This window comes from Cupriavidus sp. GW823-FHT07A04, from assembly GCF_058794615.1.
Map to the genome: position 1 here is coordinate 1 of NZ_JBXAHA010000005.1, position 14,542 is coordinate 14,542.

Annotated in this window: 16 protein-coding genes; 9 read left to right on the forward strand and 7 right to left on the reverse strand. The window is 63.0% G+C overall.

Annotated elements, in window-relative coordinates; translation table 11 throughout:
• Nucleotides 1-324 precede the first annotated feature (324 nt).
• The 9 genes from AC1Q7Q_RS09905 to AC1Q7Q_RS09945 all read left to right on the forward strand — a co-directional run bounded on the left by AC1Q7Q_RS09905 (nt 325) and on the right by AC1Q7Q_RS09945 (nt 8,336).
• Nucleotides 325-3,891 carry a DUF637 domain-containing protein gene (locus AC1Q7Q_RS09905; RefSeq protein ID WP_492387148.1) on the forward strand — a complete coding sequence of 1,189 codons (3,567 nt, stop codon included), beginning with the start codon at nt 325-327 and terminating at the stop codon, nt 3,889-3,891.
• Nucleotides 3,891-4,193 carry a hypothetical protein gene (locus AC1Q7Q_RS09910; RefSeq protein WP_492376835.1) on the forward strand — a complete coding sequence of 101 codons (303 nt, stop codon included), beginning with the start codon at nt 3,891-3,893 and terminating at the stop codon, nt 4,191-4,193. The genes AC1Q7Q_RS09905 and AC1Q7Q_RS09910 overlap by 1 nt, the downstream gene beginning before the upstream one ends.
• Before the next feature lie 91 nt (nt 4,194-4,284).
• Nucleotides 4,285-4,695, forward strand: a complete 411-nt coding sequence (locus AC1Q7Q_RS09915) for a hypothetical protein (protein ID WP_492387149.1) — start codon at nt 4,285-4,287, stop codon at nt 4,693-4,695.
• Entirely contained in the window at nt 4,692-5,150 is a 459-nt protein-coding gene (locus AC1Q7Q_RS09920; protein WP_492387150.1) for a DUF2846 domain-containing protein, read from the forward strand. The genes AC1Q7Q_RS09915 and AC1Q7Q_RS09920 overlap by 4 nt, the downstream gene beginning before the upstream one ends.
• Before the next feature lie 359 nt (nt 5,151-5,509).
• The gene (locus AC1Q7Q_RS09925; protein ID WP_492387151.1) at nt 5,510-6,004 is read left to right on the forward strand and encodes a hypothetical protein; all 495 of its coding nucleotides are present in this window, start codon (nt 5,510-5,512) and stop codon (nt 6,002-6,004) included.
• 152 nt (nt 6,005-6,156) lie between these two features.
• On the forward strand, nt 6,157-6,606 hold the full coding sequence (locus tag AC1Q7Q_RS09930) for a hypothetical protein (protein WP_492387152.1): 450 nt from the start codon (nt 6,157-6,159) through the stop codon (nt 6,604-6,606).
• Between the two features lie 122 nt (nt 6,607-6,728).
• Complete coding sequence (locus AC1Q7Q_RS09935) at nt 6,729-7,019, forward strand: barstar family protein (protein ID WP_150985393.1); 291 nt, start codon at nt 6,729-6,731, stop codon at nt 7,017-7,019.
• Between the two features lie 186 nt (nt 7,020-7,205).
• Nucleotides 7,206-8,051: a hypothetical protein gene (locus AC1Q7Q_RS09940; RefSeq protein ID WP_492387153.1), complete on the forward strand. Its 846-nt coding sequence runs from the start codon at nt 7,206-7,208 to the stop codon at nt 8,049-8,051.
• Nucleotides 8,052-8,336, forward strand: a complete 285-nt coding sequence (locus tag AC1Q7Q_RS09945) for a hypothetical protein (protein WP_492376819.1) — start codon at nt 8,052-8,054, stop codon at nt 8,334-8,336. It begins immediately after the preceding gene.
• On the opposite strand, the gene AC1Q7Q_RS09950 is transcribed toward AC1Q7Q_RS09945, so the two are convergent.
• The 7 genes from AC1Q7Q_RS09950 to AC1Q7Q_RS09980 form a co-directional block, all read right to left on the reverse strand.
• Nucleotides 8,303-8,863 carry a hypothetical protein gene (locus tag AC1Q7Q_RS09950; protein ID WP_492376818.1) on the reverse strand — a complete coding sequence of 187 codons (561 nt, stop codon included), beginning with the start codon at nt 8,861-8,863 and terminating at the stop codon, nt 8,303-8,305. The genes AC1Q7Q_RS09945 and AC1Q7Q_RS09950 overlap by 34 nt on opposite strands.
• Nucleotides 8,864-8,899: 36 nt before the next feature.
• The gene (locus AC1Q7Q_RS09955; RefSeq protein ID WP_492376817.1) at nt 8,900-9,697 is read right to left on the reverse strand and encodes a YdcF family protein; all 798 of its coding nucleotides are present in this window, start codon (nt 9,695-9,697) and stop codon (nt 8,900-8,902) included.
• Nucleotides 9,698-9,782: 85 nt separating this feature from the next.
• On the reverse strand, nt 9,783-10,277 hold the full coding sequence (locus tag AC1Q7Q_RS09960; RefSeq protein ID WP_492376816.1) for a hypothetical protein: 495 nt from the start codon (nt 10,275-10,277) through the stop codon (nt 9,783-9,785).
• 157 nt (nt 10,278-10,434) lie between these two features.
• Complete coding sequence (locus tag AC1Q7Q_RS09965; RefSeq protein WP_253932072.1) at nt 10,435-11,055, reverse strand: 3'-5' exonuclease; 621 nt, start codon at nt 11,053-11,055, stop codon at nt 10,435-10,437.
• A gap of 55 nt (nt 11,056-11,110) precedes the next feature.
• On the reverse strand, nt 11,111-12,085 hold the full coding sequence (locus tag AC1Q7Q_RS09970) for an oxygenase MpaB family protein (protein WP_492387154.1): 975 nt from the start codon (nt 12,083-12,085) through the stop codon (nt 11,111-11,113).
• Nucleotides 12,086-12,139: 54 nt separating this feature from the next.
• A complete protein-coding gene (locus tag AC1Q7Q_RS09975; RefSeq protein WP_150986716.1) occupies nt 12,140-13,162 on the reverse strand; it encodes a cytochrome d ubiquinol oxidase subunit II in 1,023 nt (340 codons plus the stop codon).
• Nucleotides 13,159-14,538, reverse strand: a complete 1,380-nt coding sequence (locus AC1Q7Q_RS09980) for a cytochrome ubiquinol oxidase subunit I (RefSeq protein ID WP_416051818.1) — start codon at nt 14,536-14,538, stop codon at nt 13,159-13,161. Before AC1Q7Q_RS09980 ends, AC1Q7Q_RS09975 begins: the two co-directional genes overlap by 4 nt.
• Between the last annotated feature and the right edge of the window lie 4 nt (nt 14,539-14,542).

Sequence of the window (14,542 nt, forward strand, 5' to 3'; positions counted from 1 at the left end):
AGTGCCTGCGACAGCTGCTTCGCGCCGCCGCCATGGTCGCCGGTCGCGCAAGGCAAGACTGCCACTGGCGCGGCTGCCGCCGCGCCCAGCCAGGTCACTACCAGCTACCAGCTCGGCAAAGCGGGCCAGATCACCGCCGGTGGCAACCTGAATCTCACCGGCACCGGCGACCTGACCAATGCCGGCGACCTGGCCGCGGCGGGCAAGGTCGCCATCAAGACACCAGGCACCTTCACCAACAAGGGCGTCTACGACAGCAAGATCACCACAACGCCCGGCTGCGTGGCGGGCGCGCCGGACTGCCCGGGCGACAGCAATCCCCGCGTGGATTCCCTTGCCTGGCAGCAGACGCCCGGCACGGTGGCCGCTGGCCAGACGCTCACGATCAGCGCGGCCGACATCCAGAACCTGAACGCAACGCTGGCCGCGCAGGGCGATATCACCCTGAACGCCACCAGCAGCGTGACCAACCGCTCCGGCGCCATTCAATCACTGACCGGCGATGTCTCGATCACCGCGCCGACGCTGGTCAACACCACCATGGATACCGCGCGGCTGTACAAGAGCTACGGCGGCCAGAACCCACCTTACGCCGGCGGCTGCAATCCCGGTGGCACCTACGGCAACAGCCAGTGCGCGGCGAATGAGGACGCCGCCGCCGGCCCAGCCGGCGTCATCTCCGCCGCGCGCGACGTCCAGCTGTCCGGCACGAACCTGACCAACAAGGGCGCCCTCATCACCGGCGGGCGCAACGTCACGGTCGGCATGGCCGGCAGCATCGACAACAACAGCATCCCGCTCAACGCCGACTGGGTAGGACGCTGGCAGGAAGACCACAGCGGCGGCGACCGCTGGCACGACACCGGCGGGCGCGCCACGCTCGGCAGCCTGGAATCCGGCATCCAGGCCAGCAACGCGCTGTCGGTGACGGCCGGCGGCCAGGTGCTCAACACCGGCAACCTGATGGGCAGCCAGGTCGACGTCACCGGCGCCGCGCTGGTAAACGGCTACACCAGCCCCACGCAACCCACGCCGCCCGCAACCGGCGCGCAGCAAGTCATCCCGCTGGGGCCGGTGACAGCACCCGGCGGCGCGGTACCGGCCGCCACGCCGGTGAACAACCCGACCACCCCCTGGCAGTTCAACCCGGTCATCGTGGCCACACCGGCAGCGCCCACCACCGGCAGCAGCCCGACCATCGACTGGCACTTCAACGCCAACCTCGGCGGCAACCCGGTCACCGCACCCAGCGGCACCACAGACCGCGCGCAGTACCTGAACAACAGCCCGGCCACCGCCGTGCTGGCCGGCGTCACGCCCGACAGCCTGCTGGCGCAGCTGCCCGCCGAACTGCGCCCGGGCAAGGTCAGCTTCTATTACGACCCCTACACCGAAGGACAAAGGCTCCAGCAAGCCGCGCTGCAACAGACCGGCCAAGCCAGCTTTGTGAGCGGCCTGGCCTGGGACAGCCAGAACCAGCTCTCGGTCACCGACCAGGAAAAGCTCAGCCTCTACAAGAACGCGGCGGACTACGCCAAGGCGCACAACATCGCGCTGGGCACGGCGCTGACGCAGACGCAGGTCAACGAACTCGACAAGCCCCTGCTCTGGTACGTGCAGCAAGCCGTACCCGACCCGAACTGCAACACGGTCGCCAGCACCGCGTGCCCCACGGTGAACGCGCTGGTGCCGCAGGTGTACCTGCCCGAGGGCTACGCACAGGCGCTGACCAAGCCCACCGGCGGCACCATCGCCGGCGACAAGGTCTCGCTGGACATCGCCGGCCAGCTGCGCAACAGCGGCGCCATCACGGCCGCCGACACGCTCAACGTGAAAGCCGGCAGCATCGACGCCGGCCCCAACGTGGTGGACATCGGCACCTCGGCCTACAAGGCCCAGGGCGGCTGGAACGTGATCACCGGCACCGTGGTGCAGCCCGGCGGGTTCATGAGCGCCATGCGCATGAACATCGAGGCCGACAGTATCCACGCGGTCAACAACGCGTTCCTGATCCGCAACGCCGACGGCACGGTCGACGAGGCCGCGACGGTGGCGCTGGTGAATCAGTTGAAGGCCAACCTGGGGTTGAACTACACCGAAGGCACGGTCGCTGACGATATTCATACGCAGTTTATTAAGGAGAAGAAGGGGTTCGGACCGCTTGGTCAGATTGTGATGATGGTGGCGGCGGTTGCCATCTCGATCGTGACTGCGGGGGCTGCTGCGGCGGTCATGGGCGTGGCCTTGGCGCAGATGACGCTGGCGCAGGCGATGATCGTGGCCGCCCTCTCCAGCATGGCCAGTAGCGCTTTCACCCAACTCGTTTCCGGCCAAGGGTTGAACTTCGGGAAGCTGGCGACGGCCGGCGCGATTGGCGCGATCACGGCGGGCTTGACCAAGGGCATCACCTTTGACGGCAGCAGCTTCGGGGTGAGTGAATGGGGGAAGCCCCTGGAGGGAACGAATACCCTGGCAAACCTGGCGGGCACGAACAACGTCGGTGGCGTGGTGCAGGCGGCCCAGAACGGCGCGACCGGCACGCTGGCACAGCAGGCCGTGGGCTTCGTTGGCACGGGCTTGATCAATGCCGGGGTCAGCACGGTGTTCAACGGGGGCAGCTTTGGGAATGCGCTCAAGGGCAGCCTGGTGGCGCAGGCGGGGGCGTTGGGTGCCAACAGCATCGGCGCGAATACCGAAGCGGGTTCCTTCGAGAGCATCGCCAGCCATGCGGCGCTTGGATGCGTCGCGGGCGTGGCCGGAAGCGGCGATTGCGCGGCCGGCGCCATTGGTGGGGCTACCGGTGCGGTCATGTCGCCGCTGGTTGGCGGGGCGCTGGGAATCGAGACGAACGCTGACCGGTCCAATATGTTGAATCAGGTTGTCGTGATCGGTGCTTCGATGTTGGCCGGCGGTGCCCTTGCCAACGCGCTTGGGCAGAATGGCATATCGGCGGCAGGTGCTGCCCAGAACGAGGCCGCAAACAACTACCTGTCGCCAAAGCAAGCCGGCGCGCTAGAGCGAGCCAAGGCGCAATGCGCCGCAGGTGACGCGTCCCAGTGTACTCTGCGGGATCAGCTATTGTCGCTGGACGCGACTTCACGCAAGCAATTGAATGCGTTGGCGGACGCTTGCGCGAACGGAAGCGCAGTTGCATGCCAAACCGCACAATCGGCGGTGTCGCTTTTGAACAAGATCGCGAAGGGAGACGTGAAAGATTGTGGTGGTGGGGTGGTTGATTGTCTGGCAGCCTATCAGCCAAGTGCGCAGGAGCTTTCGGGGGTCGCGGCCAAGCTGCCTGGAGCGGGTAGCGGAGCTGTGGTGCCGACGGCAGATCCCATTACTGCAGCGGCGTTGATTCGCTTAGGGCTTGCCAACCCCACAGTTGGCCTAGCGACCGGATTTGGTGCTGGCAGCGGCGAAGCGCTAAATCAATTTCTGTTTGGCGACGGCTCATTCAACTATGAGCGCATAGTTAATGCGTCAATCATTGGCGCCGCGACGGCGCCGTTCGCCGGCGTCTTTTCCGGCTATGCTGGCACCGCACTGCTTGGTGGCGGCGCCAATGCGGCTGCCACGGCTTATAACAATAGTCAATCTGGTTCGAATGATTCAATCTTGGCGGCCGGAGCAGTAGGCATGACCTTCGGAGCCGGAGCCAAATTTCTCGGGGATACCACAGGACTATTTGCGGGCCGCGTACTGAACTACACGAGACAATACGACCCTTCTCTTGGTGTATTGCTTCAGCCAGCAGGAGGGCGGTTGATAGTCAACCCCGTTCAAAGTAGTTTGCCAAGTATCCTACGCGATATGAATGGCATGCTGTTGCCTGCCGCCGGCGGGGGCGTGCATCTACCGGAAACGCCTGCAGCTAATGGGAGGAAACCATAGTGGATAAACATATTCGAAAAATTTTCGCAGAATTGTACTGTCAACCCAAACGTGATGATCGCGATCCGGGGATTATGTGGGGGGTAAATAGATTTATCGGATTGCTTCTGATGTATCCGGTTGGATGGTTGTTTGTTGCGATTGTCAGGGTGTACCGTGGCGATGGATGGCAGTGGTTCTACGTTAAATATCTATTAAATGGTGAAATATTTATTTTTCTCGGATTTATTTTGTTAAATATTTATGCAGTATCCCGATACGGGTGGCGAAAATTCATTCGTTTGATACGTGACACCCGGTGAGTTCGCTATGAGACCAATGATTGGTAGCATGGCTCGCTGCCCGCTACGATGGTTGATGGCTTTCAGAAACTAAATCCAAACATACGCTCCTATGAACACCTTAGCTCTGATGCGTCTGCGCCGCCTCTGGGTGCTATTTGCCTGCGGCGTGGCCTTGTCCGGTTGCGCCCCGATGATCGCAACAACACCGTCATCCGTCGAACTTGCACAGGATGGGACCACGGCGCGATCCATCACGATCCAGGCACCAGCAGTGATCCAGCTCGATACGGGGTACTCGCGAACATTGGCTGCCAAATCCGTATGGAAGCCGGTGGGACGCGTGCCGCAAGGGGCCGTCTACCGGCCGGTCGGAACGATCTTCACGATCGAGGGCCGTCAGGTCCACGAAGCCTACCTTGTCCTCAAAGACAAAAAACTGGTGGGCTTCTATTTGCCGGGGGAGCAGAACTACTCCCCGCTTTCAACCGTAGTACCTCTGACCTTTGGAGAAACCGAATGAAACGAGTTGTACGTATGGCAATGGGTGGGATGGCGATGTCGTTGCTGATGGCGGGTTGCGCATCGGGTGTGAAGCATTCCGATATGGCGGCCTCGATCCCGACGATCAAGCCGGGCGAGGGGCGTATCTACTTCCTGCGCTCGGCGTCCATGTTCGGCGCCGCGATCCAACCGGACCTTCGCCTAAACGGCCAGGTTGTGGGGGAATCCAAGCCAGGCGGCTTCTTCTTCGTGGACCGGCCTGCCGGCAAATATGTGGCCTCGGCGGCGACGGAAACGGAGAAGACGCTCAGCTTCGCCCTGGACGGTGGGGAAACGAAGTATGTGCGCAGTTCGCCGTCAATGGGCCTGATGGTGGGCCGCGTGGTGCTGGAGCTGGAAACGCCCGACAAAGCCAAGGAGGAGCTGTCGTCCTTGAGCTATACCGGGGACGTGGTGAAGGCGTCGGCAAAGTGAGCTGGAAACTCAGGCTGGGCGACGTCATGCTGGCATCGCTCGATTGATCGAGGAACAAGGGTGGGCGAACAGTTTTTTTAGCGCCGTCCACTTCCCTCCGCTTTACGGGTGACCTTCCGCCGCGTCCTTCGTCGCGATCGCCCGGTGGCTGGAGGCTGCAATCCCGGTGGCACCTACGGCGACAGCCAGTGCGCGGCGGATGAGGATGCCGCCGCCGGCCCAACGGGCGTCGTCTCGCGCTGCACGCGACGTCCAAATTCCCAATTGTTCAAAGTTCTCCCATGACGTCTTTCTTGCCCCGCCGGTCATTGTTGGGTGCGCTGATAGCGCTACCGCTTTTGCTCACCGGATGTGCCGTAATGCCCGAATACGCGCCAAAAGGCGCCCCTGACACGCAGGCACGCCTGCGCATCAAAGCGATGGATATGTACGCGTATCCCGCCATCATTCTTGGGACCGTCGAGCAGGACAACGAACCCAAGCGGCAGTTGCTTGCCGTCTTTTCGAAGGGATGGGCAGGGATCGGCAAGACCCCGAAGGAAAGCGAGCGCATCGGCATGCCGGCCTCGACAGATCAGGATACCAACATGCCCGTGCTCGAGCGCTACGTGAGCGCGGGACAGCCGCTCTCGCTAATGTTTACGGCCACGCTTGACGGCAGTCTTGTGTGTCGCGCGGCGGCAGTGATGACACCTGAAGCAGGGCACGATTACGAGCTCGTCGTTCTGCTGCAAGGGACGTCGATTGGCGGCAATGGACGATGCGGACTGCTCGCTTATGAGCTCAAGCCTGGCGCAGGCCCGGACAACCGCGTGCCGTTCATGCTGCGGCCCCGGGCGGTGGCCGAGCGCTAACTTCGCGAAATGAGCAACATTGATATGAGTGAAAGCCAACCTCCATGCCAGGAATGATGAGAACCTTGATTTTGAGCGCTTGTGCACTCGTCCTGACCGCTTGCGTGACGAGATATCCGGAGCCCACGTCGGGCGACCGTGCCAGGATCCGGATGGTGAAGACAGGTCCGTCGGCAAGCACAAGCTTCCACACTTTTTCCAACATGCCGGCGGGAGACTGTATCAAGCAGGGCGTGGAGCTTGGCGAGCAGCGTATCGCTCTGTTTGACAACCCATTGGCTCATTACAACGCCAGCCTTGGGATTCCCGGCAATGACGCCCAGGCTAGCCAGCGTTTCTCGGAAGCCTACATTCATGCAGGCAGGCCTTTCCTGCTCGATGCATTTGTCATAGGCGCCAACGTTCAAAATTCATATCAATGTCGTGTCGCCGCATTGTGGAGCCCGGAGTCCGGGGCAGCCTATGAGGCGGTGCTTCACTGGACGGGCAGCGCGTGCCAATTGACCGTTTCCAAGGTAGAGGCAGGCGGGCCTGATGGCGTTGCTCTTAAGCGTCCGGTAGACGCCAGATTTCTGAAGACTTGTGAAGCGCCGGGCAAGTGAACACCACGACGTGACCGGACGGGCAATCCTGTGTGTGTGAGGGAGCGATTTTCCCTGGATTTAGGGCCGCACGGCTCGGCGTGGAGCCGCCGTGGCGGCGGGGGATGGCTGTAAGGTGCGCAATGAATATTCAGATAAATGGCGAAGTGGTGAGAAGCGAGGTGGATTTTCATCGAGAACTAGCTTCCATCCTTGGGGTTGAGTCATCCTACGGCTTCAATACGGACGCGTTATGGGACCTGCTTAGTTCAGGTGTGGGGAGGCCCATTTTTTTAAGATGGGTGAATGCAGGTGTCTCAAAAAAAATCATGGGTAAATCGTATTTTGATATTTTAAACATCCTGGAGAGAGTGAAAATGCAGGATGAGGGATTCGGTTGGGTTGAAAAATTTACTTATAAGATCGATTTTTAGGGCGAGAAAATACTGATCATCTCAATTTTGTTACATGTACTTCTTACGCTCGGCCTCCATGTTCGGCGCGGCGATCCAACCGGACCTTCGCCTAAACGGCCAGGGGCCTGGCAGCTATTCCGGCCCTCCGGCATTTGGCTCGCCAATCGGCCGGCAGATCAAATTGCGACTGGAGATTGTGCATTTATGTACTGGACGGATCATTTCCTGCCTTCGACGAAGGGGCAATTCAAGCGCCTTGCCAATCTGTTGGTGGTAGCCGCAATGCTGGGTGGCACGCAAGGAATCCCGCGTGCCAATGCGGCATCCGGCCAGCCTGACGGCGCGATGGCGGTCGTGCGGAGCTGGACTATCCTGCAAAAGATCCAAAGCGAATGTCCGGGGGGGCCCGATGAGCGTTGGCGACTCGATCGCATCGATCAGGCGGTTGCCCCGTCCCATAGGTTCTCTGCCCGACGATATGCGGAGGAGCTGATTAAGAGTTCCGCGTGGCAATCCATCCTCGGCAAAGACATTCAGGCGCTGCTGAACATGACGAATGGCTGTGGGACGCCTGCGATGCTGGAGTGGCAAGCGGGTATGCGCCGACAAATCGATGCATTAACGCAAGCGCTTGCTGGCGATGTTGTGAGCCACTGGCCATCTGAAGCGCTACAGACGCCCGTCAAAATCTCTGTCGGTGCGCTGGAGGCCGTTGATGACGACGATCCTGGCTATCTCCGTGTGTCCATATCCAACCCTGGCACCGATGTATTAGAGATTGCACTATCAGGCAAGGACCTGCACACCGGGCTCTGCAGGGATCTCAGCTCTGCAGATTTGCCGATTACCGCTGGCACGGATCTCCCGACGCAGCTACTTACGCTGCGCCCGGGTGCGGCCATCGCAGCGCGCCTCGTGCTCGATGCGGCCTGCATGCCTGCAGATTCCGCCGCGCTGGTTGGTGCGTTGATCGTTGTCCGAGACGGGGTGATGGAGTATCGCTCCTTCGGACAGGTCGACATTCCCCGAAAGGCAGTGTCCAGGCAATAATTGTGGTCCGGCGGCGCGATACGCCAGCCTGCCACTGGCGCGGCTGTCGCCGCGCCCAGCCAGGTAACCACCAGCTACCAGCTCGGCAAAGCCGGCCAGATCATCGCCGGAGGCAACCTGAATCTCACCGGCACCGGCGACCTGACCAATGCCACGCCGCACGCAACCGGCACGCAGCAAGTCATTCCGCTGGGTCCCGTGGCAGCCCTCGGCGGCGCGGTACCGGCCGCCACATTGACGGGCGGATCTCCTTATTTGACTGCCTGCTCGCGGTTCACGGGGTAGACGGTGCTGATTGAGGCAATGAAGGCTTTGCCAGCGGAATTCAGGCCCTTTGCGCCAAATTGGATGCCGATCTCGACGAATACATAGCCCGTTTTCACAACCTCGGTCTTGTTGACGCGGCTGCCGATCGGAAGCTTTACGTAGAGGCCGCCAGGGCTTTGCAGAACACACTCGCCGATCGCATCGACATGGAGAAGCCGGGCAAGCTCGGAGAGCTCTTCCTTCCCGGAAATAACATGGAGCTCTGCCGATTGGGCATCCATCCGGAGCACGTACTCGCCGCCGCTGTTGCGTTCAATATGAAGCAGGTCTTCGCGCTCTTCTCCAATGAAATACGCCATGAGAAATGGGGCGCACGCGCTTGCGACTTGCGCCCGGGGCAGGGTATCGGCTGCGGCAGGCGGCGAAGCAAGCGCAAGCCCGAGCATCATGGTGAGGGCACCAATCCATCTCTGGTAACGTGCGGCCTCACCTGGGCGCGTCTCCCGACTGATTCCGGCACGCACTTCGTCACCTCGGTCTTTCATCGTTTTCCTTTCATCGTTTTCCTTGCCTCTTTCCGGTCAGAATTCACGCAATACCCAGCCACTGATAAACGCAAAATACTCGCGCAGCCAGGCGTTGTAACGCAAGTAAAGCGGCGTTGGCGCTCCTGCGCCAGACACTGCCTGGAACCCAGCCTTACGCGCGATCCGCTTTGCGCGCACCAGATGAAAATCACTGGTCACCAGCACCAGCGGATCTGCGGCGCTCACGCCCTGTTGCGCAAGCAACCGGTGGCTGAAGAGCAGGTTTTCCTCCGTGCTGGTGCTCCGGTCCTCCCGGATCAGGCGCTGCGGTGCCAGGCCGTGCGCGATCAGGTAGTCCGCCATGATGTCCGCCTCACTGCACCGCAGCCCGAAATCCTGGCCGCCGCTCACCACGACTCGCGCTGCCGGCCATTGCCGCGCCAGCGCCAGCCCTTTGTCCAGCCGTGCAGCCAGGGTGGGCGACGCGGCGCAACGTGGCGTGCCGGAGCCCAGTATGAGGATGGTGTTTGCCGTCGGTCCCGTTGCCGGGAAGTTCGCGTTGCTGGCGCTGATGAAATAGAAGAACATCCCGAGCGTCACCAGCCACACGGCAAATGCTGTGCGGCCCAGCGCCCAGATCCATCGATGCCGTGGGCTGGCCGCGCGCCATCGCGCTACCCGCTCCCAGCGCCATGAGAGCGCGAGAAAGGCCGCGCCGATCGCCAGAGGGAGGACGACCCCGAAGTTGAACAGCCCCATCAGCATCAGGGCGATGGCATCGGCCACCAGCAGTGCGCCAAGCAGGGCAAGGCAGGCGCGCCGCCAGAATGCGCCAGTCTTCAAGTCATGCATTGTTGTTTGGACCCATATCGTTAGTCAGTATGTTTAAGCGTGATGCAAGGCCAGGCGCTGGCTGCCTGGCCATGCGGCCTTCAGATCAATCGACAATGACGGGCGTGTCACCTGCATCCAGGCAAACGGTCAGTTGCGAGCCTGCTTTGCTGAAGGCGCAATGCGGTAGCGGCGCGCGCAGCGCGTTGGCGAGGGGGATGGCGACGAAGATCAGGATCAATGAGCCGGCAACCACGGACCGCGCGAGCATCCTTGTGCTTGATATCGGGCGATGGCGCTGTGCGCGGGCCGCTCTGACATGCAGGAATACCCCGCCAATCAGTAGCGCCACGCCGACCAGCATCGCCGCGGCAATCTCTTCCCGCTCTGGCGATAGCAACAGGTTGCCATCGTGCGTTGCGGGATAGTGCACCAGCCACCAGGCCCCCGCGCCTGTCTGCACGATCCCGGCCATGCACCAGGCTGCGCGGTGCCCGTCCAGACGAAATGCCGTTGCCAGGAGCAAGCCCGCCATCGCCGCGATCCAGGCGCCGGCATACATCATTTGATTGAAACTACCGCCGAACAGGGTGCCGCCCACGTCCAGTGGCCGCATCCCATGGAAGTCGATCAGGCCAAGACACGTCAGGATGCCCAGAAGGGCAATCCAGCTCAGCGCGGTGTCCAGCCATAACCACCGCTTGGGCACAGGATGCGTCATTGCGTCACGGGTGCATTGCCGGCGTTCGGCCCACGCATCATCGAGCCTGGCTCTCGCCCAGCGAACGCAGGAGGGCCGGCACCTTGGCGCTGCTGGTGGCCTGCACGCGGGTGATGAGATCGTAATCCACCCGGCGCATGCCGTAAGTCTCGGCGATATCGTGCTGCAGGCGGTGCCAGAGGTGGCAGGTCATCTGCGCGTCGGCCATGGCCCGGTGGGCGCGCCCGGCCTTCGGCAGGCGCAGCATATCCACCAGCGTCGACAACCTGTGGTTCTGCGCATGCGGGTAGACGCGCCGCGAAACGAGCATCGTACAGGCAAAGGTCTGATCGGCCGGCATGCCCAGCAGCGAGAGCTCGGCTTGCCAGAACCTGCGGTCGAACCCCGCGTTGTGGGCTACCACGGGATGCTTGCCGACGAACTGGGCCACCTCCCGCATCACCTTCGACGCTGCGGGTGCCGATGCAATCATGTCGTTGGTGATGCCGGTAAGGTGCACGACGTCCGAGGGAATGCGTCTGCCCGCGTTCATCAGGCTTTGATACTGGTCGACGACTTCCCCGTCGCGCAGCAGCATGACTGCGATTTCCGTGGCACGGTCGCCTTGACGCGGTGACAGTCCTGTCGTTTCAAAATCCAGAACCGCAACGGTCTGCATGGTGTTCTTTTCCTGTTTCCTATGGTTAGTGAATCGCCCGCCCCGGGGTGGCGGGTCAGGACGACTGCGTCTGCGCTGCCGGTGCGGGCTGCATCGCCCGCCGCCGCGCGCGCGCCGCCAGGCCGCTGCCCAATGCCCAGCGCAACGTGGGCGCCAGCACGCGCATTCCGGCCAGCGAGACCGGACGGCGGATCGCGGTGCTGCCATGCAGCCCGAGCTCGCGCTGCGCCCAGCGCGGCAATAGCGCAATGCCAGCGTCTCCCATGACCCGCACCGCCGGCACCAGCAGCGGGCTGGCCACCGGCATGGCCATGACCAACCGCACCACTTCGCGGGTGCGCTCGCTCACTACCAGTTGAGGGCGCATGCGCTCCAGGTAGCCGGCGATGGCGTCGGCGCTGCGTGGCACGCCGGTGGCGCCCAGGCGCTCGGCGATCTGTGCCACTTCCGCGTAGTAGCGGTCCTGCTCGGTGACCGAGAGCGGGCCGACATAGCGCAGGTAGGCGGTGAGAAAGCTCGACACCTCCGCCACATGCACCCAGGTCAGCAACGCCGGATCGTCGGCCGCGTAGGGGCGGCCATCTGGCGCCGTGCCCTTGATCGCCGCGTGGATGCGCCTGACCCGGTCAATCAGCGCCAGCGCATCGGCGCGGTTGCCGTAGGTGGTGCCGGCGATGAACTGCGCGGTGCGGCCCAGGCGGCCCTGCATATCGGTACGAAAGGTGGAATGATCCCATACTCCGGCCAGCGCCAGCGGATGCATGGTCTGCATCAGCAGGGCGCTGACGCCGCCGGCCAGCATCGCGGGGAAATCCGCGTGCACGCGCCAGCAGACTGCGTCCGGCCCGAACAGGCCGGAATCCCCGGGCGGGTTGTCGTAGTCGAGGCTGAGGCCGGAATTGCTGCGGGTCAAGCCCCGCACCTGCGCGCCGGCACGGGCGCGCAGGCGGTCGAGCAGCCGCCGGGGGAGGGGGACGGCCTGGGGCGTGGAGGGTGGGGTGCCGGGTTGTTGGCCTTGTGAGCCGCTCATAGGTGCCTGGGGTGCGAGATATGCGAGGTTGATCGAGCGCCGCTCAGTCAATGCTCAGTAGTAATGCAGGTCGGTCGCCTTCCCCCAGAATACACGGTAGGCATACACCGTGTAACCCAGGATGGTCGGCAGCACCACTGCCGCGCCCACCAGGATCACCCCCAGCGACTCCGGCGCGCTCGCAGCTTGCCAGATATCGATCTTGTCCACCACCAGGTAGGGGAAGATGCTGTAGGCCAAGCCGTTGAACGCCATCAGGAAAATCACCGCCGTGCCGGCGAAGGGCACCCAGCACCAGCGGTCGTTGCCGCGGTCGTGCATGGCCGGCAGGCGCCGCAGCAGGCGGTCGATGAGGATGAACAGCGCCACCGTGACCAGTGGGATCGGCGCCAGCAGGATGATGTTGGGCAGCGAGAACCATTTGTCGAAGATGCGCTGGCTCACCATCGGCGTGACCAGCGAGATTGCCGCCACGCCAATGCCCGTCAGCCACAGGCTGCGGCGCGCCCAGTACATGGCGCGCCGCTGCAGGCTGCCGCTGGTCTTCATGATCAGCCAGCCCGCGCCCAGCAGGCAGTAGCCCGCCACCAGGCACAAGCCCACCACTACCGCAAAGGCCAGGTCGAGCCAGCCGTGCTGGAATCCCGTGATATACAGGCCGAGCATCAGGCCCTGCGAGAACGCGGCCAGCAGCGAGCCGGCGTAGAACGCGCGGTTCCACCACGGCTTGTGGTGCGCGCGTGCCTTCACGCGGAAGTCGAACGCCACGCCGCGCAGGATCAGCCCCGCCAGCATCAGCGCCACCGGCAGGTAGAGCTGGGTCAGGATCACGCCGTGCGCAATGGGAAAGGCCACCAGCAGCAGGCCCACGCCCAGCACCAGCCAGGTCTCGTTGGCATCCCAGAACGGGCCGATTGAGGCGATCATGGTGTCCTTGTCGGCATCGTCCGCGCGGCGCAGCAGCACGCCCACGCCCAAGTCGTAGCCGTCCAGGATCACGTAGACCAGCATGGAGATGCCCATCAGGGCCAGGAACACCAGCGGCATCCAGCCGGCGGGTTGGGTCAGGTCGGTCATTCTGCGCTCCGCAGTTCGCCAGGCAACACGGCTTGAGGGGGTTCGGTCCGCGGGTTATCCGCCTTCGGGTCGGTCCCGGCCTTGCGCGCCAGGTGGAACACCACCGAGACATAGGCCGCGATCAGCGCCAGGTAGAGTGCCAGGTACATCGCCAGCGTGGAGGCGATCATCGCCGCCGGCACCTTGGACGCGGCCTGCGCTGTGGTCAGCACGCCGTACACCAGGTAAGGCTGGCGGCCAATCTCGGTCACGTACCAGCCAGCCACCAAGGCCACCCAGCCGGAGAAGGTCATGGCAATCAGCACGCGCGCCATCCACGGCGCGGGCTGGCCGCCACGGCGCAACTGCCACGCCGCCACCCAAGATGCCGCCAGCATCAGCAGGCCCACGCCCACCATGATCCGAAAGGCGAAGAACAGCGGCGCCACCGGCGGGTGCTTGTCGCCAAAGGCATCGATGCCCTTGATCTCGCCATCCATGTGATGCGTCAGGTAGAGCGAGGCCAGCTTGGGAATGGCGATCTCGAAATCATTGCTTTGCGTGCTTGCGTTGGGCACGCCGAACAACACGGCGGGCGCGCCCTTCTCCGTCTTCCAGATCCCCTCCATTGCGGCGATCTTGGCCGGCTGGTGGTGCAGCGTATTCAGGCCATGCAGGTCGCCCGCCACGATCTGCAGCGGGATCAGCACCGCGGCAATGGTCACGCCGGTGCGCAGCGACGACAGCACCTCCGGCGCGCGGTCGCCACGCAGCCAGCGATAGGCCGAAATGCCTGCCAGCAGGAACGCCACGGTCAGCCCCGACGCCAGCAGCATATGCACGAAGCGGTACGGGAACGACGGGTTGAAGATCACCGCCAGCCAGCTCGTCACGTGCGCGCGGCCATCGATCATCTCGAAGCCCGCCGGGGTTTGCATCCACGAATTCAGCGCCAGGATCCAGAACGCCGACAACGTGGTGCCGCCCGCCACCAGCAAGGTGGCGATGGTATGCGTGCGGTTGCTCACCCGGCGCATGCCGAACAGCATGATGCCGAGGAAGGTCGCCTCCAGGAAGAACGCCGTCAGCACCTCATAGGCCAGCAGCGGACCGGCCACGTTGCCCACGGTCTCCATATAGCCCGGCCAGTTGGTGCCAAACTGGAAACTCATGGTGATGCCGCTGACCACGCCCAGCGCAAAGGTCAGCGCAAAGATCTTCACCCAGAAACGGTACGCCGCCATCCAGCGTTCATCGCCGGTTTTATTGAAGCGCAGCTTGAAAAACAGCAACACCCAGCCCAGCGAGATGCTGATGGTGGGAAACAAGATGTGGAACGTGATGTTGGCGGCAAACTGCACGCGCGCAAGCACCACCGGGTCGAGCGACGAGAACATGCAA

What these genes read in the sequence shown, in the direction of transcription:
- AC1Q7Q_RS09975 (WP_150986716.1), bottom strand. Translation starts at nt 13,162, where the DNA reads ATGACCGACCTGACCCAACCCGCCGGCTGGATGCCGCTGGTGTTCCTG.
- AC1Q7Q_RS09935 (WP_150985393.1), top strand. Translation starts at nt 6,729, where the DNA reads ATGAATATTCAGATAAATGGCGAAGTGGTGAGAAGCGAGGTGGATTTT.
- AC1Q7Q_RS09980 (WP_416051818.1), bottom strand. Translation starts at nt 14,538, where the DNA reads ATGTTCTCGTCGCTCGACCCGGTGGTGCTTGCGCGCGTGCAGTTTGCC.
- AC1Q7Q_RS09920 (WP_492387150.1), top strand. Translation starts at nt 4,692, where the DNA reads ATGAAACGAGTTGTACGTATGGCAATGGGTGGGATGGCGATGTCGTTG.
- AC1Q7Q_RS09955 (WP_492376817.1), bottom strand. Translation starts at nt 9,697, where the DNA reads ATGCATGACTTGAAGACTGGCGCATTCTGGCGGCGCGCCTGCCTTGCC.
- AC1Q7Q_RS09915 (WP_492387149.1), top strand. Translation starts at nt 4,285, where the DNA reads ATGAACACCTTAGCTCTGATGCGTCTGCGCCGCCTCTGGGTGCTATTT.
- AC1Q7Q_RS09930 (WP_492387152.1), top strand. Translation starts at nt 6,157, where the DNA reads ATGGTGAAGACAGGTCCGTCGGCAAGCACAAGCTTCCACACTTTTTCC.
- AC1Q7Q_RS09940 (WP_492387153.1), top strand. Translation starts at nt 7,206, where the DNA reads ATGTACTGGACGGATCATTTCCTGCCTTCGACGAAGGGGCAATTCAAG.
- AC1Q7Q_RS09950 (WP_492376818.1), bottom strand. Translation starts at nt 8,863, where the DNA reads ATGAAAGACCGAGGTGACGAAGTGCGTGCCGGAATCAGTCGGGAGACG.
- AC1Q7Q_RS09965 (WP_253932072.1), bottom strand. Translation starts at nt 11,055, where the DNA reads ATGCAGACCGTTGCGGTTCTGGATTTTGAAACGACAGGACTGTCACCG.
- AC1Q7Q_RS09970 (WP_492387154.1), bottom strand. Translation starts at nt 12,085, where the DNA reads ATGAGCGGCTCACAAGGCCAACAACCCGGCACCCCACCCTCCACGCCC.
- AC1Q7Q_RS09925 (WP_492387151.1), top strand. Translation starts at nt 5,510, where the DNA reads ATGCCCGAATACGCGCCAAAAGGCGCCCCTGACACGCAGGCACGCCTG.